Source organism: Volucribacter psittacicida (genome assembly GCF_004339025.1).
GTDB classification, from domain to species: Bacteria; Pseudomonadota; Gammaproteobacteria; order Enterobacterales; family Pasteurellaceae; genus Volucribacter; species Volucribacter psittacicida.
Map to the genome: position 1 here is coordinate 659,820 of NZ_SMFT01000001.1, position 23,014 is coordinate 682,833.

Here is a 23,014-nt window from a genome sequence, read left to right on the forward strand (position 1 = left end):
CAACCAGTATAAAAAAGCAAGCCTTATAGACTTGCTTTCAACGAAACCTTAAAGTGGGATAGCAATACCTCCCATAAACCTGCTATTTAAACCAATTAAACCAAGGTTTTTTATGGATAACTTCTCCCCTTAATTCAATACGTTGTGTAATAAAATAAGATAAAGCCGGCTGTTGTAATGCTCCATTTTTCTGTTGTGCTTCAATTAAATCACGCTTAAACAAAATTTCTATGGCTTGATAAACATCTTCCACTGCCCAAATAAAAAATTGTTTATTTTGCACCGCACTTACGACTTCCTCTGACAAACTTAATTGCTGACGTGCGACCGAAGGGATAATCACCCCTTGTTGCCCTGTTAATCCTCGCTGTTGACAAATTCTAAAAAAGCCCTCAACCTTATGATTTATCCCACCCACAGGATGCACCAAGCCAAACTGATCAATTGCCCCCGTAATGGCAATGGATTGAGGCAGCGGCAAATCCGCTAAGGCACTTAACAACACACAAAAAATCGCCAAAGAAGCACTATCACCATCAATATCCGTATAAGATTGCTCAAAAACCAAAGAGGCTGAAAAAGGTAATTGCGATTGCAAATTAAGCAAGCCCATTAAACAAGCCTCAGCAATCATCATACCCTTACCATGCACATTTCCTGCTAGCTCATTTTTACGATCCACATCAACAATCTCGCCGTCGCCAAAATTTACCACACAACTAATTCTTGAAGGTTCGCCAAACACAATCGGCGTTCCCTGATACTCCACCACCGATAGCCCATTGACCTGCCCAATCACTTCCCCGTCCGTGGCGATATACACTTGCTCGTGTAAAATATCTGCATAAGTTTGCGTCATCAAAAAACTCTGCTGATATAGCTGTTGCTGAAAAAATTGCTCAAAATGCACCGCACTTAGGCTTGCTTGCTCCGCATACAAACTTGCTCCGCTTAAAATATGCTGTAACCTCGCCAAATCAATGCTTACTAAATAACGATTTTCGCTTTCTCGCACCAATAATTGATAAAGTTTATTTAAACCAGCGTCATCAATGGCTGGCAATCCTCTTTGCTGTGCAAAGGTACGTACAAAATTTGCCCATAATTGCTGATGTTCAACCTGCTCTAAATCAAAATAGCTTTCCATTTCGCCATAAGATGCCTGATAACTCAATTCAGGCTCTAATTCCGCAAAACGAGCCAAGTCTTCACGATCCCCCAATAAAATCAACTTTAACTGCAAAGGATAACTTGGAATCTCGCAAGGCAAAGGACAACGAGGATCAAGGGAATACCAATCAAATTGCTGAGTCAGTAAAATAGTTTTTAACGGTTGCCATAGCTCAAATTGTGCCAACAAACTGGATAAATTTAAAATCAATACCCCTTGATTTACCGCATGAACAAGCCCAGCTTGCAACTCAATATGCTTAGTCAAGGTATGTTGACGTAAACAGCCCAATAACTTACAGCGATCAAAATATAAGGCTTTCGCCACCTTATATTTACTGACAAAATTATCCTCCACAGATTGTGCAGGCATCAGCTGAACTTGTGGAAAACAGGTTTCATCGCCTTGTTTTACCACATATTTTACCCCTGCTACCGCTGATTTATCGCTATTTTGCGGTGTAAAAACCACTGAATTTTGTTGCACAAAATTCTCAATAAATTGGCTATTCTCCGCCCACTCATTACTTTTCAATAACAATAATTTATCCGTTGGATTTTGCAAAAAATAACGCAAACAAGACACCGCCCTCGGCTGCAACGCCATATAATCAACGCATTGAAACGCCTGTTCAGACAACAATAATTGTGGTACTAACTGCTGATAATCTAAGCAATATTGACTGGATAAAGATAAAGACACGAAACTCTCACTCTGATATAAAATATTTTGTGGCTATTATGGCATAAAATTTATTGGGATAGCATAGGGATTGTGTTTTATTCTCATTAGTTTTCAATATAAAAGATGAAACTATCATTCAACTATGAATAATAAAATGCTAGCCAAAAAAATGATGAACAGGTAACATAACATTTAATATGATTGATTAAATCTCTTTTCCTCTCGTTTACTCGCTAGGAATATCTATGAAATATCAAAAACTTGAAAATCAAGAAGCACATTGGAAATGGCTTTATTTAGTAAAAAAACAACGTAATGGGGAAAAAATTACTGCGTATGAAGAAAAAAGCCTTGAGCAGGAAATTGCTCAGCAATTAATTCAAGCACAACATAATCCTACCATTATTGAAAATTGGATTACTCAACACCTTTCTCCTAATTTAGCCATAAAGCTAGATCAAGCGATCCGAGCTAAGCGAAAACGTTTTTTTAATGCCGAAAAACAATCGACAAAGAAAAAGTCTATTGATTTAGAATATGCTGTTTGGTTGAGACTTTCAAAATATTCTAAGAAAAATAAAATGACATTATCTGAAACCATTAATTTTATGATTGATGAACAAGAGAGCAAAGCATTGTATGAATCTCAAATGTCAATGATGAAAGCTGGACTTGCTGATTTACTCAATAAACCTAAGTAACCAACTTATTATCATTAAAATGATAACCCTTTTATAGCCCTTTCAGTTTAAAGGTGTAATGAACAAAATAGCTGCTAAAAAATCCATATACAATCAGTATATAAGAGAGTTCAACATAGTATCTTATTTAAAACGACTATATTATGAGAAATATTTATAAAAATTTTCTTAATAAAAAAGTTACTAATAACTTGAAAAATTATTAGCAACTTTTTTCCACTACACCTATAAAAATCATTCTACCTATTACTACAAATACTCACACTAAGCTCTTCTAATTGTTGCCAAATGTCGCTACTAAAATCTTGTTTTATAGCGCGTTCAATTTCTGCTAATTTTCGATAAGTTTGAAATAATTGACGATAGGTAAAACGTTTTAATATGGCTAAAAATAATGGGCGGCGATTTTGCCAAATCTTTAATTTAGCAAAAATATCATTTAATTGTTGATGAGGTAAAGATTGCTCTAGATGGATTTTCTGCTGTGGCTGAGAAATTTCGAGCAAAATATTGAGTTCTTTTTGTAGTATTCTCAATAGAATAATAGGTTGAATATCTTCTTGTTGTAAGCCTTCGAGAATGCGTTTTGCTCGTTTTTCTTTGCCTTCTAATAGGGCATCGATCCATTGATAAGGGGTAAAAACGGAGGATTGTTCAACAATTTCTTTTACTCTGGGATAAGTTAATTTGTGATCAGGATAAAGTAAAGCGAGGAGTTGTAAGGTTTGGTGTAAGGCTAATAGGTTATTTTCATAACTATAACTTAATAATTGGGTAGCTTCTTGATCAAGATTTAATCCCATTGCTTTTGCTCGTTGTGTGATCCAACGGGGATATTGAGCAATATTTGGCGTTTGACAATTCACTTGGAGCAGTTGGGGGTCATATTCATTGGCTTGTTGATACCATTTCTGCTTTTCATATTCTTTGGTTAGCTTATTAAATTGCAAAATAAGTAGAATATCTTGATGTAATAATGAGATAAGTTCAGCAAGTTTTTGTTGCAATGTGCTTGTTAATTTATCAGGCAAAATAAGAATCATAATTTGCCGACTAAAAAATAACCCCATAGATTGGCAACGTTCAAATAATTCATTCCAATCCGTATTATTGTCAATGCTTACTTGATATTTTTCATCAAATTGTTGAGCCTGTGCGGTTTGAATAATTTGCTGTGTACTTTCTTCTAATAATAATGGATCTTGCCCCACTAAATAGTAAATGGGATTTAGATGTCGGGCAAGATGTGTGTTTAGTTGTTCAGCAAAAATACGAATCATTGGACTTCAGTCGTTATTTTATGAGGAATAGCCGCCATTTTTATAATCAGTTGACGTGCAGCTTGTTCATACATATCACGCCAGATCATCTCTTTTTCTGCGGATTTTGCTAACGCAGCACGAGAGTTATCAAAAAAAGTGCGGGTAACATGCGCTGAAATTGGATAAGCCACGTGATTTGGTAATTTAACCGAAGCCTCAACATTTAAGATGAGAATTTTTTCGGCTTCTCGTCCTTGTTTAAAAACAGACGCCACAGAAGAATCTGTACTGGTTTTATTTAAACGTAAAACCGTAACATTGTTTTGATTTTCCACAATATTAATATTGCGTAATTGTAATTGGTTACGTAAGGCTCTTGCCATATCGCTATAAGGATCGCTACTTTCTAGTTGGATAGTTTGTATTTCTTTGGGTAAAATTTGTTCATTTTGAAAATGAAAACCGCAAGCAGAAAGTAACGATAGGCTACTGATAATCAAGATTGTTTTAAGTTGTTTTAACATAAGAAATCTCTCTAAAAAATACCGCACTTTATTCAAAGTGCGGTCAATATTAGAATTATTTTGCCACAAAGCTAAATAATTTACCCGGTACATAAATGGTTTTCACGATGGTTAAACCATCAAGGAATTTTTGAACATTTTCTTCCGCTAAAGCACGTTGTTGAATTTGTTCTTCTTCCATATCCGCTGGTACAGTAATTTTAGCCCGCACTTTGCCATTAACCTGTACCACCACCAATTTTTCTTCATCGATCATCGCTTGCGGATCTGCCTCCACCCAAGGGGCATTATCGATACTCTCTTGATTGCCAAGGGCTTGCCATAATTGGAAGCAAATGTGTGGCGTGATTGGGTAAAGCATACGCACCACCGAACTTAATGCCTCTGCCATCAAGGCTTTATCTTGTTCAGTGGCAAGGCTAGCACGGGTTAATTTATTCATTAACTCCATAATCGCGGCAATGGCGGTATTAAAGGTTTGACGGCGACCAATATCATCGCTAACTTTCGCAATGGTTTTATGTACATCTCGGCGTAATGCCTTTTGCTCACTGGAAAGTGCGGTCAAATCTAGCGTTGTTTTGGCAGGATCTTTTTGATATTCGTAAACTAAATTCCATACACGAGCCAAGAAACGTTTTGCCCCCTCTACGCCAGATTCTTGCCATTCTAAGGTCATTTCCGCTGGCGAGGCAAACATCATAAATAAACGGACGGTATCTGCACCATATTTTTCCACCATTTCTTGCGGATCAATACCGTTATTTTTGGATTTTGACATTTTCGTCATACCACTATGGACTAGCTCACGTCCTTCTGGATCAGTGGCTTTAATAATCCGCCCTTTTTCATCACGTTCAAGCGTAACCTGCGTTGGAGAAACCCAAATACGTTCATTGGTTGGGCTGGTGTAATAGAACGCATCAGCCAATACCATACCTTGACACAATAATTTTTTAGCAGGCTCATCGGAATTGACTAAGCCCGCATCACGCAACAATTTATGGAAGAAGCGGAAATAAAGTAAGTGCATAGTGGCGTGTTCAATGCCGCCAATATATTGATCTACAGGTAACCAATAATTCGCTTCATCGCTGTCTAACATCGCTTTATCATAAGTTGGCGAGGTGTAGCGTGCATAATACCAAGAGGATTCCATAAAGGTATCAAAGGTATCCGTTTCTTTTAACGCTGGCTGTCCTTGATAAGTGGTTTTCGCCCATTCTGGATCTGCTTTGATCGGGCTTTTTACCCCATCCATTACCACATCTTCAGGTAAAATAATCGGTAAATCCTGTAACGGTGCTGGCACAACGTCGCCATTCGCTAAGGTCAACATCGGAATGGGTGCGCCCCAGTAACGTTGACGGGAAACGCCCCAATCACGCAAGCGATAATTTACTTGGCGTTTACCAACGCCCATTGCCTCTAATTTATCGGCGATACCATTGAATGCCGCGTTAAAATCTAAACCATCAAATTCCGCAGAATTCACATTGATACCATGCTCAGTAAAAGCACATTTACTCAAATCAATGCTTTCATTATTGGCAGGCGCAATCACTTGTTTAATAGGTAAACCATATTTGCTAGCAAACTCAAAATCTCGTTGATCGTGGGCAGGCACCGCCATTACCGCCCCTGTACCATAATGCATTAACACAAAATTGGCGACCCAAATTGGCACGTCTTCGCCCGTTAAAGGATGAATAGCGAATAAACCTGTCGCCATCCCTTTCTTTTCCATGGTGGCTAATTCCGCTTCTGCCACTTTGGTATTTTTACATTCTTGGATAAATTGTGCTAAGGCTGGGTTATGTTGTGCCGCTTGCTCCGCTAAAGGATGTCCCGCCGCCACCGCCATATAAGACACGCCATAAAAGGTATCAGGACGCGTGGTATAAACCGCCACTCTTTGTTCGCTGTCTTTTAATTTAAAGGTAATCTCAACCCCTTCAGAACGCCCAATCCAGTTACGCTGCATAGTTTTTACCATATCAGGCCATTCATCAAGCTGATCCAAACCACCAAGTAATTGCTCAGCATAATCAGTAATTTTAATAAACCATTGCGGAATTTCTTTTTGCTCTACAGGCGTATCACAACGCCAACAACAGCCCTCGTGTACTTGCTCATTAGCTAAAACCGTTTCATCATTAGGGCACCAGTTCACAGTCGATGTTTTTTTATACACCAAGCCTTTTTTATATAACTCAGTGAAAAACCATTGCTCCCATTTATAATACTCAGGGCGACAAGTCGTCACCTCACGATCCCAATCATAAGCAAAACCTAACACCTTCAACTGGTTTTTCATATATTCAATATTTTCATAAGTCCATTTTGCTGGTGCGGTACTATTCTTAATCGCCGCCCCCTCAGCAGGTAAACCAAAGGCATCCCACCCCATAGGTTGCAGTACATTTTTGCCATTCATACGTTGATAACGAGACACCACATCACCAATGGTATAATTGCGGACGTGTCCCATATGCAAACGCCCAGAAGGATAAGGCAACATAGAAAGGCAATAATATTTCTCTTTGCTTGTATCTTTTACGGCTTTAAATGTTTTGTTGTCAGCCCAGTACTGTTGCACTTCAGGCTCAATTAAATCAGGACGATATTGTTCTAACATTAGCGATACCTTAAAAACTAAATAAAAAACCACCGCACTTTTGTTATAAAGGTGAGATGATAAAAGAATTAATCATTGAAAATGTGATATAGGATAGCTTAAAACCGTAAAAAAAAATAGGGTATATTATGGGGTTTTGTGAATAAGTCAGTAAATTATCATCGTTCTACTTTGAAATCATTGCGTGGGGCTGTTTTATAGTCCTTCAAAATTATTTTAAAATGGAATAACTATAATGGTATGAAACAAACCAAAACCTACTATAAATTGCACTATCCCTCCTTTAAGCACAACTGCTCCATAGATTATTAAACAATACTTTGCGAAAAGATCTCCCCCAATAACCGCTGAACAATTTGGGCATTTGCTGGTGGGAACTGGCTTGCATCTAATTCATTTTGAGCAACCCATAGCCCCTCTTGTCCTTCTCGTCCAAAGGGTTCATTTACCCATTCTTCAACTAAATAAAAATAAAATTCAATAAATTTTGTTGGATATTCAAAGCAGAATTTTTCATAAGGGTAAGCGGATAAAACATGGATTCCCACTTCTTCCTCAAGTTCTCGTTTTAAGGCTTGTTCGGGGGTTTCTCCGGGATCCACTTTGCCACCGGGAAATTCTAATGCTTGAGCAAAATCCTGTCCTTCTAAGCGTTGGGTTAAATAAATTTGTTTAAATTCATTACGAATAATCCCTACGGCTACCTTAATTAAGGGTTTTTCCATTATTTTGGTTTCTCCAATGGGTTTAACTGATAAAAAAGTGCGATCAGATTTTAAAATTTTTTAAAAATCGACCGCACTTGGTTTTTCTAGGCTTTTACTCGACTACCATGGCAATGCTTGTATTTCTTACCTGAACCACATGGACAAGGCTCATTACGCCCTATTTTACGATTAACCTGTTGTGGTTCATTATTCGCTTGTTCGCTATTAGCGTGTAATTGAATATTATCCGCCTCTCGTTGTGCGGCTGCGATTCTGGCACGTTCAGCAGCCTCAATTTCCTCTTGGCTACGCACTTGTACCTTGCTTAAGGTGCTAATCACACCTAATTTTAAGGCATCAAGCATTTCGGTAAACATTTGGAAAGATTCTTTTTTGTATTCTTGTTTCGGATCTTTCTGTGCATAACCACGCAAATGGATACCTTTACGCAAGTGATCCATTGCGGACAAATGATCTTTCCATAATTCATCTAAAAGCTGTAACATCACGCCTTTTTCAAAATTACGCATGGTATCCGCACCCACAAGCTCTTCCTTACGTTTATATTCTTCTACGGCATATTGTAAAATACGCTCACGCAAGGTTTCCTCATGTAAATGATTATCCTCTTCTAGCCATTGTTGAATAGGTAAATCCAAGGCAAAATCCGTTTTTAAACGTTGCTCCAAGGCAGGAATATCCCACATTTCTTCTAAGGATTGTGGTGGAATATATTGATCAATGACTGCATTGAATACATCATTTCGAATAACCTCAATGGTTTCAGAAATATCCTCGTTATCCAATAAATAATTACGTTGATTATAAATAGCGTGGCGTTGATCGTTTGCCACATCATCAAACTGCAATAAGTTTTTCCGTCCATCAAAGTTATGAGCCTCTACTTTTGCTTGTGCTGAGGCAATCACTTTGGCTAATAACTTGGATTCCATCGCCTCGCCGGGTTCAGTAAAGGCTTTTTTCATCATATTTAATTTGCCTTCATTGAGATAAATCCGCATTAATGCGTCTTCCAAAGAAAGGTAAAAACGTGATGAACCAGGATCGCCTTGACGCCCTGAACGTCCTCGCAACTGGTTATCAATACGGCGTGATTCGTGGCGTTCTGTACCAATAATATGTAGCCCACCTGCAGCCATAACAATATCATGGCGTTTCTGCCAAGCGGCTTTAATTTCATCAATTTGTGCTTGAGTTGGGTTATCTAATTTCTCTACTTCCGCTTTCCAACTTCCGCCCAGGACAATATCTGTTCCTCGTCCTGCCATATTGGTAGCAATGGTTACCGCGCCGGGATAACCTGCATTCGCCACAATTTCTGCTTCTTGAGCATGAAATTTCGCATTTAATACGCTATGTTTAATGCCTGCTTTGGTTAAGGCTAAAGACAATAATTCAGATTTTTCAATGGAAATGGTTCCCACTAACACAGGTTGATTGCGTGCCACACAATCCTTAATATCCTTAATGATCGCCTCAAATTTATAGGCCTCATTTTCAAACATTAAATCTGTACGATCATCACGAATCATTGGACGATTGGTTGGAATCACAACGGTTTCTAAGCCATAAATTTGTTGAAATTCAAAGGCTTCGGTATCCGCTGTCCCCGTCATCCCCGCCAATTTTTCATAAAGACGGAAATAATTTTGATAAGTGATAGAGGCGACAGTTTGGTTTTCGCTTTGAATTTTTACGCCCTCTTTGGCTTCAATGGCTTGATGTAAACCATCAGACCAACGGCGACCTGCCATAGTACGACCTGTATGTTCATCAACAATCACCACTTCGCCATCTTTCACAATATAATCTACATTGCGTTCAAATAAAGCGTGAGCACGCAATGCCGCATAAACGTGGTGCAGTAAAGAAATTTTTGATGGCGAATATAAGGACTCATCTTCCGTCATTAAACCTAATTCAGCCAATAATTTCTCAATTTTAATTTGTCCACGTTCGGTCAAATAGGCTTGTTTATTCTTTAAATCAACGGTGTAATCGCCATCGCCTTGATATTCATCGCTATCTTCTTTTTCTTGTAAAATCAATTTAGGAATTAATTTATCAATAGCGACATAAAGCTCCGAGCTATCTTCTGCTTGCCCAGAAATAATCAAAGGGGTACGAGCTTCATCAATTAAAATAGAATCCACTTCGTCCACCAAAGCATAATGTAATGGGCGTTGGAAACGTTCTTGTGCTGAATGAGCCAAATTATCTCTTAAATAATCAAAACCTAATTCGCTGTTAGTGGCATAAGTAATATCGGCGGCATAAGCAGCGCGCTTCTCTTGTGGCAACATTCCCGGCACATTGACAGCAACCGTCATACCTAAAAATTCAAATAAAGGACGATTGGTTTCCGCATCTCGGCGCGCTAAATAATCATTAACGGTAACCACATGCACCCCTTTACCACTCAAGGCATTTAAATAACAAGGCAGGGTTGCGGTTAAAGTTTTGCCCTCACCGGTACGCATTTCTGCGATACAACGATCATTAAGCACCATTCCTCCAATAAGCTGAACATCAAAAGGACGCATACCTAACACACGCTTACTCGCTTCACGCACTGTGGCAAAGGCTTCAGGAATTAAATCCTCAAGTTTCTCCCCTTGTGTCAAACGCTGACGAAACTCAGCGGTTTTTCCTTGTAATTGTTCATCAGTCATCGCCTCAAATTCAGGCTCTAATTTATTAATCTGGGCAACACGTTTATTTAAACGGCGTAAAATACGGTCATTACGACTACCAAACACTTTAGTTACAATAGTTGAAAGCATAATATCTCTTTATCATTTTTAAAAATTAAAAAACACTTATTTATCAAATAAATAAGCATAAATAGCAATATAAAATAATAAATTTAAATGACGGGGCCTGCTCGGATAGGGCGTTGACGCACAAGGATTTTTGCATAAAAGTGCGGTAGGTTTTGTGAAAGTTTTGGGAAATCTCGTAAAATATCCCAATCCGCCACAAGGCTAAATTGTTGAACAAAAGCAATATCAATATCGCTCTGTTCTACTTGTTGTAAAGGTTGATAATTGGTTTCTAAATTATCATTAACAACCTCAAATTCTTGATTGGTAGGCAATAAAAAAAGCGCCAACATACCTAATAATAAATGTGGCCAAAATGAAGATTTTTTCTTATTACCAATAACGTTCACAATATTCTTCCCAAAAATTTTGCTCATTATAACGGAAATTCATTATAATGCCTACCTTAACATAGGGTTTAACGAGGGAAAATCAAGCAATGCGTAATAAAAAAATGATGAATATCACAGGGGTATTAGAAAACTCAAGCCTAGCTAAAATTATGCAACGCGGGCTTTTCTTATCACAGCTTAATCAGCAAATACAAGGATTATTCCCAGCACAATTTCGCTATCAATTTCGTATCGCTAATATACAATCTCATCAGCTTTGCCTAGAAGCCAAAAACGCCAGTGTCCGTCAAGCCTTATTATTTAAACAACAAGATTTATTAAAACAGATACAGCAACATAATCCTCAAATAACACAATTAGTGGTTAGAATAAATCCGGAGTTGGGGAATAAGTAATTTAAATGATGATTCACTCAAAAGAGCTGAAAAACTTATTATAGAAATAATTTCTAATATTCTTACCGCACTTTACTTATCAACTTATTACAACGCTAACAACGCCTGCTGAGCCTCAACATTGCCAACTAATGCCGCTTTTTGGTACCAATCTCTCGCTTGTTGAAGATTTTTATGTACACCCTGTCCTGTGGCATACAAATTCCCTAAGGCGGTCATTGCGGGGGAGGCAATAATATCACCACGTTGTGCCGATTTTTGATACCAATATTGCGCCTGACGGAGATCTTGCTTGACACCAATCCCTTTTTGGTAAAAGTACCCTAACCAATATTGGCTGGTAATATCGCCCTGCTCGGCACTTTGGCGAAAATAATCTAAGGCTAACGCAATATTTTTCGGTTCTCCCCAGCCATTTAATGCCAAAAAGGCTAAATAGCGTGGTGCTTTAAACTGCCCCAATTTTTCTGCCTGCTGAAATAAAGGTTTTGCCTGTTGATAATTTTGTTGTTGATAGGCTTGAATCCCTTGCTCAAAGGCTTGTTTAGCCTGTTGTTTCGTGGTGGTAACATTGCTACAAGCCACTAAGGATAAGCCTAATAGAAGATAAAGGCATTTTTTCATTATGGTTAGCTCCATTCTATCCATTCTCTGATTTTAGTCGATTATGCTCCGTTTCTGGTTCAAGATCGAGTTTTGCCATTAATTCTTGGTCGTGATCTTCTTCTGGGTTTTCTGTGACTAATAATTTATCGCCATAGAAAATAGAATTTGCGCCTGCCATAAAGCACATAGCTTGCATTTCTTCGCTCATTCCTTGTCGTCCTGCAGAAAGGCGGACATAGCTTTTGGGCATTGTAATGCGAGCAACCGCAATGGTACGAACAAATTCTGTCCAATCTAGCTTTTCCGCATTAAATAAGGGGGTGCCTTCTACGGCAACAAGTTGGTTAATAGGCACAGACTCTGGTTGAGGATCTAAATTGGCGAGGCTGGCGATAAGCCCTGCTCGTTCTTTGCGAGTTTCATTCATTCCTACAATGCCACCACAGCAAACTTTTAAGCCTGCATTTCTCACTTTGCCCAATGTGTTAATACGATCATCAAAACGGCGAGTGCCAATAATTTCTTTATAATGCTCAGGTGAGGTATCAAGGTTATGATTATAATAATCCAGCCCCGCTTCTTTTAATTCTTCTGCCATACCGTCTTGCAATAAGCCAAATGTTCCGCAAGTTTCTAATCCAAGGCTTTTTACCGCTTTGATGATTTCTGTCACTTTCTTGATATCTTTAGGTTTTGGACCACGCCAAGCTGCCCCCATACAAAAACGCCCTGCTCCTCGAGCTTTAGCAATTTTTGCTTTTTCAAGAATATAATCTACATCAAGGATTTCTTGATTTTGTACGCCTGTTTGATAACGTGCCGATTGAGGACAATAACTGCAATCTTCTGGACAGCCTCCTGTTTTGATGGACATCAGGGTTGAGAGCTGAATGGCACGAGGATTGAAATTTTCTCGATGAACTTGAGCGGCACGATAAACTAATTCCATAAAAGGGGTTTCAAATAGTGCTTCAACTTTACATACTGACCAATATTCTAAAGATGGATGTGGAGTTAAACTGCTAATTTGTAATGGCGTTCTTATTGTCATAATCTTTTCGCAAAACTAAATGGGTTATCAATAAAATTAATGCACAGTATAAAATAGATAAACATTGTAGCCAATATAAATCACGAATAATAATCCACCTTTTAATCTGGTAATTTTACCTTGTGCTTGAGTAAATCCATAGCCTAAAAGAAATAAGGAGAAAGTTAATATGGTCATAATGAGCATATCACGGCTAAAGATTTCGGAAGCGACTTTCATCGGCTGAATAACGCCTGCAACGCCGACAACAGCGAGGGTATTAAATAAATTTGAACCAATAATATTGCCCACAATTAAATCATGTTCCCCTTTTTTCGCCGCCATTAACGATGAAGCTAATTCAGGTAAAGATGTCCCAACGGCAACAATGGTCAGACCAATCACTAAATCAGAAACGCCAAAATATTCGGCAATAGTAACGGCTCCCCAAACCAACATTTGTGAACTCACTACTAATAGCATTAATCCTACAATAATCCAAAATACTGCCATACTTAGCCCCATTTTGGAGGGGATCATTTCGCTATTTTGTTCATTATGTTCTTTTTGTGTTAGACCTGTATGGATTGTCCAAGCCATATAAAGGATAAAAATGGCTAATAAGATGATGGCATCAAGGCGAGAGATCTCAGCATCGTAAATAAGCCATGCTGAAATTAAGGTAATGATAGCGAGAATGGGTAATTCTTGTTTTAATACTTGAGAATGTACCAGAATTGGACGCAATAATGCGGTTAAACCAAGGATAAGGGCGATATTGGTAATATTTGATCCATAAGCATTGCCGAGCGCAATACCCGGATTTCCATTTAGAGCAGAAATGGTAGAGACAATAATTTCTGGAGCTGAAGTACCAAACCCTACAATAATAATGCCAATCAGTAATTGTGGCATACCGAAGTGCTTTGCCGTTACCGCCGCACCGTCAATAAAACGATCAGCACTCCAAATTAACAGAATCAGTCCAGCAACAATGGCGAGGCTCGCAGTTAGCATAATGTGTCCTTGAGTAAAAGCGATAAAACAAAAGCCCATAACCTTATTTCAGGTTATGGGCTAAGCTCTTTTAGTTATTAACGAGTTCTTACAAAAGGAGACAAATAAAAACTCAACTAAAAGAAAATTGGCTCCTCCTGCTGGACTTGAACCAGCGACATATGGATTAACAGTCCACCGTTCTACCGACTGAACTAAGGAGGAATAATTCTTTAATCATCCAAGATGGTGGCGAATGATAAAGATGTTTAACTTGCTTGTCAACAAAAAAATCTATTTTTTAATTCAAATGAAGAATTAATTTGCATTTGTTATCCCTATTACAGCTATCTTATTTTTCTATCCACAGTTGCTGTGGATAACTTTGTGGATTATTGCTAAGAAAAATCTTTCAAGCCTGATAAATCAAGGCTTCTTTCAAGCCTAAGGTGGAATTGGTTGCAAAATATCATTTCTTTATATATCAACTAGTTAAGAAATTTCCAGTAAAAAATGAAAATATTTTTAAGAAAAATTTAGGCTAATTCTCTTGACAAAGATAAGTCTGTGTAAAACTTAAAAATTTTTGAGAAAATGACCGCACTTTTGCATTGTGTTAGAATAAAGCAAAATCATTTATTAACGAGATTGTGATTATTATGGGTGAAAAATCAGCAAAACCATTTATTCTTCATTCGGACTTTAAACCTTCGGGCGATCAACCACAAGCCATTGCCAAAATTATTGAAAATTTAAATGATGGCTTGGCACATCAAACCTTACTAGGGGTAACAGGCTCAGGCAAAACCTTTACAATAGCCAATGTTATTGCACAACTCAATCGTCCTGCTATGTTGCTTGCTCCAAATAAAACCTTAGCCGCTCAGCTTTATGCGGAAATGAAAGCCTTTTTTCCAGAAAATGCGGTGGAATACTTTGTGTCTTACTATGATTATTATCAACCAGAGGCTTATGTACCCAGTAGCGATACCTTTATTGAAAAAGATGCCTCAATTAATGATCAAATCGAGCAAATGCGTCTTTCCGCCACCAAATCATTTTTAGAACGGCGTGATACCATTGTGGTGGCATCGGTTTCGGCGATTTACGGCTTAGGGGATCCTGATTCTTATTTAAAAATGATGTTGCATTTACAGCAAGGGGCTTTGGTTAATCAACGGCAAATTTTGGCACAGCTGGCTGAATTGCAATATACTCGCAATGATCAAGCCTTTCAACGCGGGACTTTTCGTGTGCGTGGCGAAATTATTGATATTTTTCCTGCGGAATCAGAAGCTCAGGCGGTACGTGTAGAATTATTTGATGATGAAATTGAACGCCTAAGTTTATTCGATCCCTTAACAGGAAGTAGCTTTGGTAGCGTACCACGTTATACCGTTTACCCGAAAACCCATTATGTTACGCCAAGAGAACGTATTTTAGATGCCATTGAAAAAATCAAGGCAGAATTAACCCAACGTAAACAATATTTTCTTGAACATAATAAATTACTTGAAGAACAACGCATTAGCCAACGCACCCAATTTGATATAGAAATGATGAATGAACTAGGCTATTGCTCAGGCATTGAAAATTACTCACGTTATTTATCAGGGCGGCAAGAAGGCGAACCACCTCCCACCTTATTTGATTATATGCCAACTGATGCATTATTGATTATTGATGAATCCCACGTTACTGTTCCGCAAATTGGCGGTATGTATCGAGGTGACCGCTCTCGTAAGGAAACTTTAGTGGAATATGGCTTTCGTTTACCCTCTGCCTTAGATAATCGCCCATTGCGTTTTGAAGAATTTGAACGCCTCGCACCGCAAACTATCTATGTTTCTGCTACGCCGGGGCCTTACGAACTCGAAAAATCAGGGGAGGAAATCATTGATCAGGTTGTTCGCCCAACAGGTTTACTTGATCCTGAAATTGAAGTACGCCCAGTAATGACCCAAGTTGATGATTTATTATCGGAAATTCGCTTGCGAGTAGAACAAAATGAGCGTGTGCTAGTAACAACCTTAACCAAAAAAATGGCGGAAGATTTAACCGATTATCTTGCGGAACATAATGTAAAAGTACGTTATTTACATTCCGATATTGATACGGTAGAGCGAGTAGAGATTATTCGTGATTTACGCTTAGGGGAGTTTGATGTCTTGGTAGGAATTAACTTATTACGAGAAGGTTTAGATATGCCAGAAGTTTCTCTCGTGGCGATTCTTGATGCCGATAAAGAAGGCTTTTTACGTTCCGAACGCTCATTGATCCAAACCATTGGACGAGCAGCAAGAAATTTAAAAGGCAAAGCCATTTTATATGCAGATAGCATTACCAAATCCATGCAAAAAGCTATCGAAGAAACCCAACGCCGCCGAGAAAAACAAATGCGTTATAATCAACAGCATCATATCGTGCCACAAGCCTTGAATAAGAAAATTGGTGAATTATTAGATATTGGACAAGGAACAAATTACAAAGCGAAACAGAAAAAACAACAAAAAATGGTGGCAGAACCAACCGCACTTTATCAAACACCAAAATCAGCCAAAGATTATCAACAACAAATGAAGAAATTGGAGCAACAAATGTACAAAGCAGCACAAAATTTAGAATTTGAACAAGCTGCAAAATTACGCGATCAATTACAACAGCTAAGAGAGGCTTTTGTGGGGGTGGAGTAAATCAAGTATTTTCATATAAAGTTAGGCTAAAAGCCTTATAAAAAGTTTGGTGTAATAGGTAAGCCATTACGCCAAACACCAATAAGGGCTGAATAATCAGCCCTTATTAATTAAAGAAAGTATCTAACCTACAATCTGCTTAACAGTTTTACCTATATCCGCTAGGCTTTCAACCACCGTAACCCCCGCCTCTCTTAATGCGGTAAATTTTTCTTGAGCTGTGCCTTTACCGCCACTAATAATTGCTCCTGCGTGTCCCATTCTTTTGCCTTTTGGGGCGGTCACGCCTGCAATATAGCCTATGACAGGTTTAGTGATATGTTGTTTAATAAAAGCGGCAGCTTCTTCCTCAGCAGTTCCGCCGATCTCGCCAATCATCACAATAGCTTCGGTTTGAGGATCTTGTTCAAATAACGCGAGAATATCAATAAAATTACTGCCCGGAATCGGATCGCCGCCAATGCCTACACAAGTAGATTGCCCTAATCCTTCATCCGTTGTTTGTTTAACTGCTTCGTAAGTTAAGGTACCTGAACGAGATACAATACCAATGCGTCCTTTTTGATGAATATGTCCTGGCATAATGCCGATTTTACATTCCTCTGGCGTAATAATGCCCGGGCAGTTTGGTCCGATCATTCGCACGCCCGTTTGGTTTAATTTTTGTTTGACTTGTAACATATCCAGTGTTGGTATCCCTTCTGTAATACACACAATTAATGTGATTCCAGCATCAATCGCTTCTAAAATCGCATCTTTACAACCTGCGGCGGGAACATAGATAACACTTGCCGTTGCCTCTGTTGCTTCAACCGCTTGTTTTACAGTATTAAAGACGGGGAGGCCTAAGTGGGTTGTGCCACCTTTACCTGGCGATACTCCTGCCACTAATTGGGTACCATAAGCAAGGGCTTGTTCAGAATGAAAAGTGCCTTGTCCACCAGTAAAACCTTGGCAAATCACTTTGGTATGTTTATCAATAAGAATAGCCATTATTTTTCCTCCAAAGCAGCAACCACTTGTTGTGCCGCCTCTGCTAAACCTTGAGCGGCAATAATATTTAACTTGCTCGTGGCGAGAATTTCTCGTCCTAATTGTGCGTTAGTCCCTTCTAAACGCACCACAACAGGTACATTCACGCCCACTTCATCTACCGCAGCAATAATCCCCTCAGCGATTAAATCACAACGTACAATTCCTCCAAAAATATTCACAAGTACGGCTTTCACTGCCTTATCGGATAAAATAATCTTAAAGGCTTCAGCAACACGTTCCTTTGTCGCCCCTCCGCCAACATCAAGGAAATTAGCGGGTTCACCGCCATAGAGTTTAATGATGTCCATGGTTGCCATCGCCAGCCCTGCCCCATTGACCATACAACCAATATTACCTGTTAATGCGACATAATTAAGCTGAAAAAACTCAGCGAGGGACTCTCTAGGATCTTCTTGGCTCTTATCCTGCATTTGGGCTAATTCAGGCTGACGATATAAGGCATTACTATCTACCACCACTTTTGCATCTAAACATAATAATTGCCCCGATTGCGTTATACCTAAGGGATTGATTTCTAATAAAGCAATGTCCTTTTCAATAAACAATTTGGCGAGTTTTAGAAAAAGTTGTACAAATTGTTTTAATTGTTCACCTTGCAAACCCAATTTGAAGGCTAATTCACGCCCTTGATAAGGCATCGCACCTAATGAGGGATCAATGGCAACCTTATGCAATAAGTGCGGTGTTTTTTCTGCCACGTCTTCAATATTCATACCGCCTTGTGCCGATACCATAAAGACTAACTTCTGCAAAGAACGATCAATAATTGCACTTAAATATAATTCTTGATGAATATCTGAATATTGCTCCACATAAATACAATGTACAGGTTGCCCTTGCGAATCGGTTTGAAAAGTCACTAAAGATTGCCCGAGCCATTTCTGTACAAAACTTGCCATTTCTGTTTTATTATGAACAAGTTGTACGCCGCCTGCTTTACCTCGTCCTCCCCCATGAATTTGGCATTTTGCCACCCATTTCTCGCCGCCAAGTTGATTCATCGCTTGGATTGCTTCTTCCTCTGAATAACAAGCAATGCCTTTTGGAATAGGTAAGCCATACTCTGCGAATAATTGTTTACTTTGATATTCATGTAAGTTCATTTGATCTCCTCACATTAAAAGCCTTGTTGTGTTTATTGCATTTATTTTTATTTATATAATGATAGTCGTTTCAATTAAAAATGAGACGACTATAAAATAATTTAAAAATGCACCGCACTTTTTATATCATTAAATTTCTAACAGCAAACGTGTTGGATCTTCTAATAATTCTTTTACTGTCACCAAAAATCCTACCGATTCTCTGCCATCAATTAAACGGTGATCGTAAGATAATGCCAAATACATCATCGGACGAATTTCTACTTGTCCATTGATTGCCACAGGTCTATCTTTAATAGCGTGCATACCTAAAATGGCACTTTGTGGCGGATTAATAATCGGCGTTGACATCAATGAACCAAAAACGCCACCATTAGTAATAGTAAAGTTTCCGCCCGTCAGATCTTCGACAGTGAGTTTGCCCTCACGTCCTTTCTCGGCTAGGGCTTTAATATTTTTTTCAATATCCGCCATACTGAGCTTATCGCAATCACGCAACACTGGGGTAACTAAACCTCTTGGCGTGGAAACCGCAATGCTAATATCAAAATAATTGTGATACACAATATCATCGCCATCAATGGACGCATTCACTTCTGGATAGCGTTTTAATGCCTCTACTACGGCTTTAATATAAAAAGACATAAAGCCTAAGCGTGTATCATGTTGTTGTTCAAATTTATCGCCATAACGTTTACGCAAGGTCATAATCGGCTGCATATCCACTTCATTAAAGGTGGTCAACATCGCTGTATTGTTTTTCGCCTCTAACAAGCGTTCCGCGATACGTTTACGCAAGCGGGTCATTGCCACACGTTTTTCACTACGTTGAGTAATGATAGGCTCTGCCTCTTGAATTGGCGATGGGGTTGATGGTTGTTGAGCTAAATATTGTTCAATATCTTCTCGTGTTAAACGTCCGCCTACGCCTGTGCCTTTAATGGCACTCGCCTCCAGATTATGTTCTGCTAATAAACGGCGAATGGCTGGGCCTTGATGATCCCCTTGGCTTTCATCAACCTGCAATGTGGCTTGATGACGATCCGCTGGCGTTGCTTCATTGGCTTGTGGAGCTGGTTCTTTAGTAATTTGTCCATCACCAGCTTGTTGCTCTAACTTGCCCAATAATTGCTTGCTTATGACGGTTGCCCCTTCCTGTTGATGAATTTCCGTTAAAATTCCGTCCACACTGGCTGGCACTTCAAGCACAACTTTGTCAGTTTCAATTTCCACCAACACCTCATCACGACAAATCTTATCGCCGACTTTTTTATGCCAAGTGGCAACAGTCGCATCGGCAACGGACTCTGGTAAATCTGGCACTAAAATCTCTATGGTCATCTTCGTTTCCTTATGGGTTATTGGGTGATCCTACGAGTAAAAATAAAAATTTTCGCAAAAACCACCGCACTTTTTTATGATATAGGTTCAAAATGTTACATTGATACGATTAAAGCATCTTCAATCAGTTGCTGTTGTTGTTTAATATGTAAAGACATATAGCCTACCGCTGGCGAGGCAGAAGCAGGTCGCCCTGCATAACGTAAGGTCGCCTGCTCTGGAATAGAAGCCTCAAAATTATGTTTAGAACAATACCAAGCCCCTTGATTTTGCGGTTCTTCTTGGCACCAAACAAAATCGGTTACTTGAGGATATTGTGCCAAAATGGCTTTTACTTCTTCGTGGGGATAAGGATAAAGTTGTTCAATGCGAATAATCGCCACTTGTTCAAGCTGTTGTTGGCGGCGATATTCTAATAAATCATAATAAACCTTACCTGAACAAAGCACAATTCGCTTAATTTTGCTTGCCTCTAAAGGATCAATTTCGCCAATAACCGTTTGGAAATATCCCTCTGTCAATTCCGTCATAGCAGACACCGCAAGAGGATGACGCAATAAGGATTTCGGCGAAATCGCAATTAATGGACGGCGAACTTTCCGCAAGGCTTGGCGGCGTAACATATGATAAACCTGAGCTGGTGTAGAAGGGACACAAACTTGCATATTTTGTTCCGCACAAAGTTGCAAATAGCGTTCTAAACGTGCGGAAGAATGTTCAGGCCCTTGTCCTTCATAACCATGAGGCAATAGCATCGTTAAACCACACATTCTTCCCCATTTTTGTTCGCCAGAGCTAATAAATTGATCGATCACCACCTGTGCCACATTGGCAAAATCGCCAAATTGTGCTTCCCAAATGGTTAAAGTTTTTGGATCAGTGGTGGCAAAACCATACTCAAAAGCCAATACCGCCTCTTCCGATAACACCGAATCCCAAACCTCAAAACGCCCTTGTTTTGAATGTAAATTTGCCAAAGGAATATAACCCGTTCCATCATTTTGGTTATGGATAACCGCATGACGATGGAAAAAGGTTCCTCGTCCTGCATCTTCGCCCGATAAACGTACAGGAATACCTTCATCTAACAAGGTGGCATAAGCCATAGTTTCCGCCATCCCCCAATCTAGCGGTTTTTCGCCCGCCGCCATCGCTTTCCGATCTTGATAAATTTTTGCTACTCGACTATGCAATTTATGATTGTCGGGGTATTCACAAATACGATGTGCTAATGCTTGAAAACGGGCTTGATCAAATTGATGAGGGTAAGGTGCTGTCCAATCGTGGTTAAGATACTGCAGCCAATCTACTTTAGTCATATCCATTTGACGAAACTCAGGCACAACACATTCCCCATTGTCTAAAGCATCACGATAGGTATTGATCATTTCAATTTCTTGTTCTGGGCTAATGACCTGTTCTGCGATTAAACGATCCGCATAAACCTTACGTGGGGTAGGATGTTTTTTGATAATGCTATACATCATAGGCTGAGTGACTAAAGGCTCATCAGCCTCATTATGCCCATGACGACGGTAAGAAATTAAATCAATAAAAATATCTTGTTTAAACAAATTACGATATTCCACAGCCATTCTTGCCGCAAAGGCGACCGCTTCAGGATCATCGCCATTCACATGAATAATCGGTGCTTGGATCATTTTAGCAATGTCCGTACAATATTCCGTTGAGCGTGTATCATTTGGGTTGGAGGTAGTAAAACCGATTTGATTATTAATCACAATGCGAATCGTACCGCCAACATTATAACCTCTTGCCGATGACATATTCAGCGTTTCTTGCACCACGCCTTGCCCTGTAACCGCAGAATCTCCATGCACCGTTACCGCTAACACTTTATCATGAGTTTTATCCTCAATTCTCGTTTGTCTCGCTCGCACAGAACCAATCACAACAGGATTCACAATTTCTAAATGAGAAGGGTTAAACGCCAAGGTAAGATGTACTTTGCCCCAATCTGTTTCAAAATCAGAAGAAAAACCTTGATGATATTTCACATCCCCTGTTCGATCGCCCACATGTTTGCCCGCAAATTCATCAAACAACTCAGCAGGTTTCTTACCTAATACATTCACTAACAGATTTAAACGCCCACGGTGTGCCATACCCATAACAATATCCGTTACCCCTTGCTTACCTGCATGGCGAATAATTTCTTTCATCATCGGAATAAAGGCATCCGAACCCTCTAAAGAAAAGCGTTTTGCTCCCGGAAATTTCGCCCCTAAATAACGTTCTAAGCCGTCAGCCGCTGTAAGCTCTTGCAAAAAGGTCTTTTTCTCTTGTGCGGTAAATAAGGGTTTATTTAATAAGGTCTCAATTTTTGCTTGTAGCCATTGTTTTTGTGCCATATCAGAAACATGCATAAACTCTAATCCAATGCTACCGCAATAGGTTTCCTTTAATGCTACCGCCAAATCCGCCATTTTAATATTATCTTTATCAAAGACATAGCGACCAATATTAAAGGTTTCATTCAAATCTTGTTCTGTAAAACCATGATAACGATAATCCAATTCAGGCACGCTAGAGCGCTTCCAACGATAATAATTTAAGGGATCTAAATTTGCTTCTAAATGCCCTCTAAAACGGTAAGCATTAATCCATTGTAACAAACGCACCTGTCTTGCCCCAGCATCGGGATCGATGACTGTTACCGTATTCTGATTGGATTCTCGCGCTAATTTACGAAAATATTGACGAACATGAGAATGTTGCTGTTCAAGCGTCTTTGATTGTGGGAAAGATTTAAATAGCTGTTGCCAGCTTTCATCAACACTTTTAGGATCATCAAGATATTGCTCATAAATATCTTCAATATAAGATTGATTCACGCCTCCCAGAGCGGTGGAGGATAACCAATCATTTAATGCTTTCTTTTTTTGCATAC

General features: G+C 39.1%; 17 protein-coding genes and 1 tRNA gene. 3 read left to right on the forward strand and 15 right to left on the reverse strand.

Annotated elements, in window-relative coordinates; translation table 11 throughout:
* Positions 1-82 precede the first annotated feature (82 nt).
* Positions 83-1,873: an AAA family ATPase gene (locus EV694_RS02990; RefSeq protein ID WP_243645957.1), complete on the reverse strand. Its 1,791-nt coding sequence runs from the start codon at positions 1,871-1,873 to the stop codon at positions 83-85.
* A gap of 227 nt (positions 1,874-2,100) precedes the next feature.
* Here EV694_RS02990 and matP point away from each other — a divergent pair, with 227 nt between their 5' ends.
* The gene (gene matP, locus EV694_RS02995) at positions 2,101-2,556 is read left to right on the forward strand and encodes a macrodomain Ter protein MatP (RefSeq protein ID WP_132689012.1); all 456 of its coding nucleotides are present in this window, start codon (positions 2,101-2,103) and stop codon (positions 2,554-2,556) included.
* 239 nt (positions 2,557-2,795) lie between these two features.
* On the opposite strand, the gene holA is transcribed toward matP, so the two are convergent.
* From holA to secM, 6 genes are all read right to left on the reverse strand, one after another.
* Positions 2,796-3,836 carry a DNA polymerase III subunit delta gene (gene holA, locus EV694_RS03000; RefSeq protein WP_132689015.1) on the reverse strand — a complete coding sequence of 347 codons (1,041 nt, stop codon included), beginning with the start codon at positions 3,834-3,836 and terminating at the stop codon, positions 2,796-2,798.
* Entirely contained in the window at positions 3,833-4,342 is a 510-nt protein-coding gene (locus tag EV694_RS03005; RefSeq protein WP_132689018.1) for an LPS-assembly lipoprotein LptE, read from the reverse strand. The genes holA and EV694_RS03005 overlap by 4 nt, the downstream gene beginning before the upstream one ends.
* Positions 4,343-4,397: 55 nt before the next feature.
* Entirely contained in the window at positions 4,398-6,980 is a 2,583-nt protein-coding gene (gene leuS, locus EV694_RS03010) for a leucine--tRNA ligase (RefSeq protein ID WP_132689021.1), read from the reverse strand.
* 308 nt (positions 6,981-7,288) lie between these two features.
* Positions 7,289-7,705 carry an 8-oxo-dGTP diphosphatase MutT gene (gene mutT / locus EV694_RS03015; protein ID WP_132689023.1) on the reverse strand — a complete coding sequence of 139 codons (417 nt, stop codon included), beginning with the start codon at positions 7,703-7,705 and terminating at the stop codon, positions 7,289-7,291.
* An 86-nt stretch (positions 7,706-7,791) separates the two neighbouring features.
* Positions 7,792-10,491, reverse strand: a complete 2,700-nt coding sequence (gene secA, locus EV694_RS03020; RefSeq protein WP_132689027.1) for a preprotein translocase subunit SecA — start codon at positions 10,489-10,491, stop codon at positions 7,792-7,794.
* A gap of 83 nt (positions 10,492-10,574) precedes the next feature.
* On the reverse strand, positions 10,575-10,907 hold the full coding sequence (gene secM, locus EV694_RS03025) for a secA translation cis-regulator SecM (protein ID WP_132689030.1): 333 nt from the start codon (positions 10,905-10,907) through the stop codon (positions 10,575-10,577).
* Between the two features lie 62 nt (positions 10,908-10,969).
* Here secM and EV694_RS03030 point away from each other — a divergent pair, with 62 nt between their 5' ends.
* Entirely contained in the window at positions 10,970-11,278 is a 309-nt protein-coding gene (locus tag EV694_RS03030) for a DciA family protein (protein ID WP_132689032.1), read from the forward strand.
* Between the two features lie 87 nt (positions 11,279-11,365).
* Here the strand turns inward: EV694_RS03030 and EV694_RS03035 are convergent, their stop codons facing one another.
* From EV694_RS03035 to EV694_RS03050, 4 genes are all read right to left on the reverse strand, one after another.
* Positions 11,366-11,902 (reverse strand): tetratricopeptide repeat protein, encoded by a 537-nt coding sequence (locus tag EV694_RS03035; protein ID WP_132689035.1) that lies wholly within the window; start codon positions 11,900-11,902, stop codon positions 11,366-11,368.
* 16 nt (positions 11,903-11,918) lie between these two features.
* Positions 11,919-12,935: a biotin synthase BioB gene (gene bioB, locus EV694_RS03040; RefSeq protein WP_132689038.1), complete on the reverse strand. Its 1,017-nt coding sequence runs from the start codon at positions 12,933-12,935 to the stop codon at positions 11,919-11,921.
* Between the two features lie 36 nt (positions 12,936-12,971).
* A complete protein-coding gene (locus EV694_RS03045; protein WP_132689041.1) occupies positions 12,972-13,931 on the reverse strand; it encodes a calcium/sodium antiporter in 960 nt (319 codons plus the stop codon).
* Between the two features lie 128 nt (positions 13,932-14,059).
* Positions 14,060-14,135 (reverse strand) — tRNA-Asn (locus EV694_RS03050).
* A gap of 434 nt (positions 14,136-14,569) precedes the next feature.
* Here EV694_RS03050 and uvrB point away from each other — a divergent pair.
* Positions 14,570-16,603, forward strand: coding sequence for an excinuclease ABC subunit UvrB (gene uvrB, locus EV694_RS03055; protein ID WP_132689044.1), 2,034 nt, complete (start codon positions 14,570-14,572; stop codon positions 16,601-16,603).
* 123 nt (positions 16,604-16,726) lie between these two features.
* Here the strand turns inward: uvrB and sucD are convergent, their stop codons facing one another.
* The 4 genes from sucD to sucA form a co-directional block, all read right to left on the reverse strand.
* On the reverse strand, positions 16,727-17,596 hold the full coding sequence (gene sucD, locus EV694_RS03060) for a succinate--CoA ligase subunit alpha (RefSeq protein ID WP_132689047.1): 870 nt from the start codon (positions 17,594-17,596) through the stop codon (positions 16,727-16,729).
* On the reverse strand, positions 17,596-18,762 hold the full coding sequence (gene sucC, locus EV694_RS03065) for an ADP-forming succinate--CoA ligase subunit beta (RefSeq protein WP_132689050.1): 1,167 nt from the start codon (positions 18,760-18,762) through the stop codon (positions 17,596-17,598). The genes sucD and sucC overlap by 1 nt, the downstream gene beginning before the upstream one ends.
* 129 nt (positions 18,763-18,891) lie before the next feature.
* A complete protein-coding gene (gene odhB / locus EV694_RS03070; protein WP_132689053.1) occupies positions 18,892-20,103 on the reverse strand; it encodes a 2-oxoglutarate dehydrogenase complex dihydrolipoyllysine-residue succinyltransferase in 1,212 nt (403 codons plus the stop codon).
* Between the two features lie 95 nt (positions 20,104-20,198).
* The gene (gene sucA, locus EV694_RS03075; protein WP_132689056.1) at positions 20,199-23,012 is read right to left on the reverse strand and encodes a 2-oxoglutarate dehydrogenase E1 component; all 2,814 of its coding nucleotides are present in this window, start codon (positions 23,010-23,012) and stop codon (positions 20,199-20,201) included.
* Between the last annotated feature and the right edge of the window lie 2 nt (positions 23,013-23,014).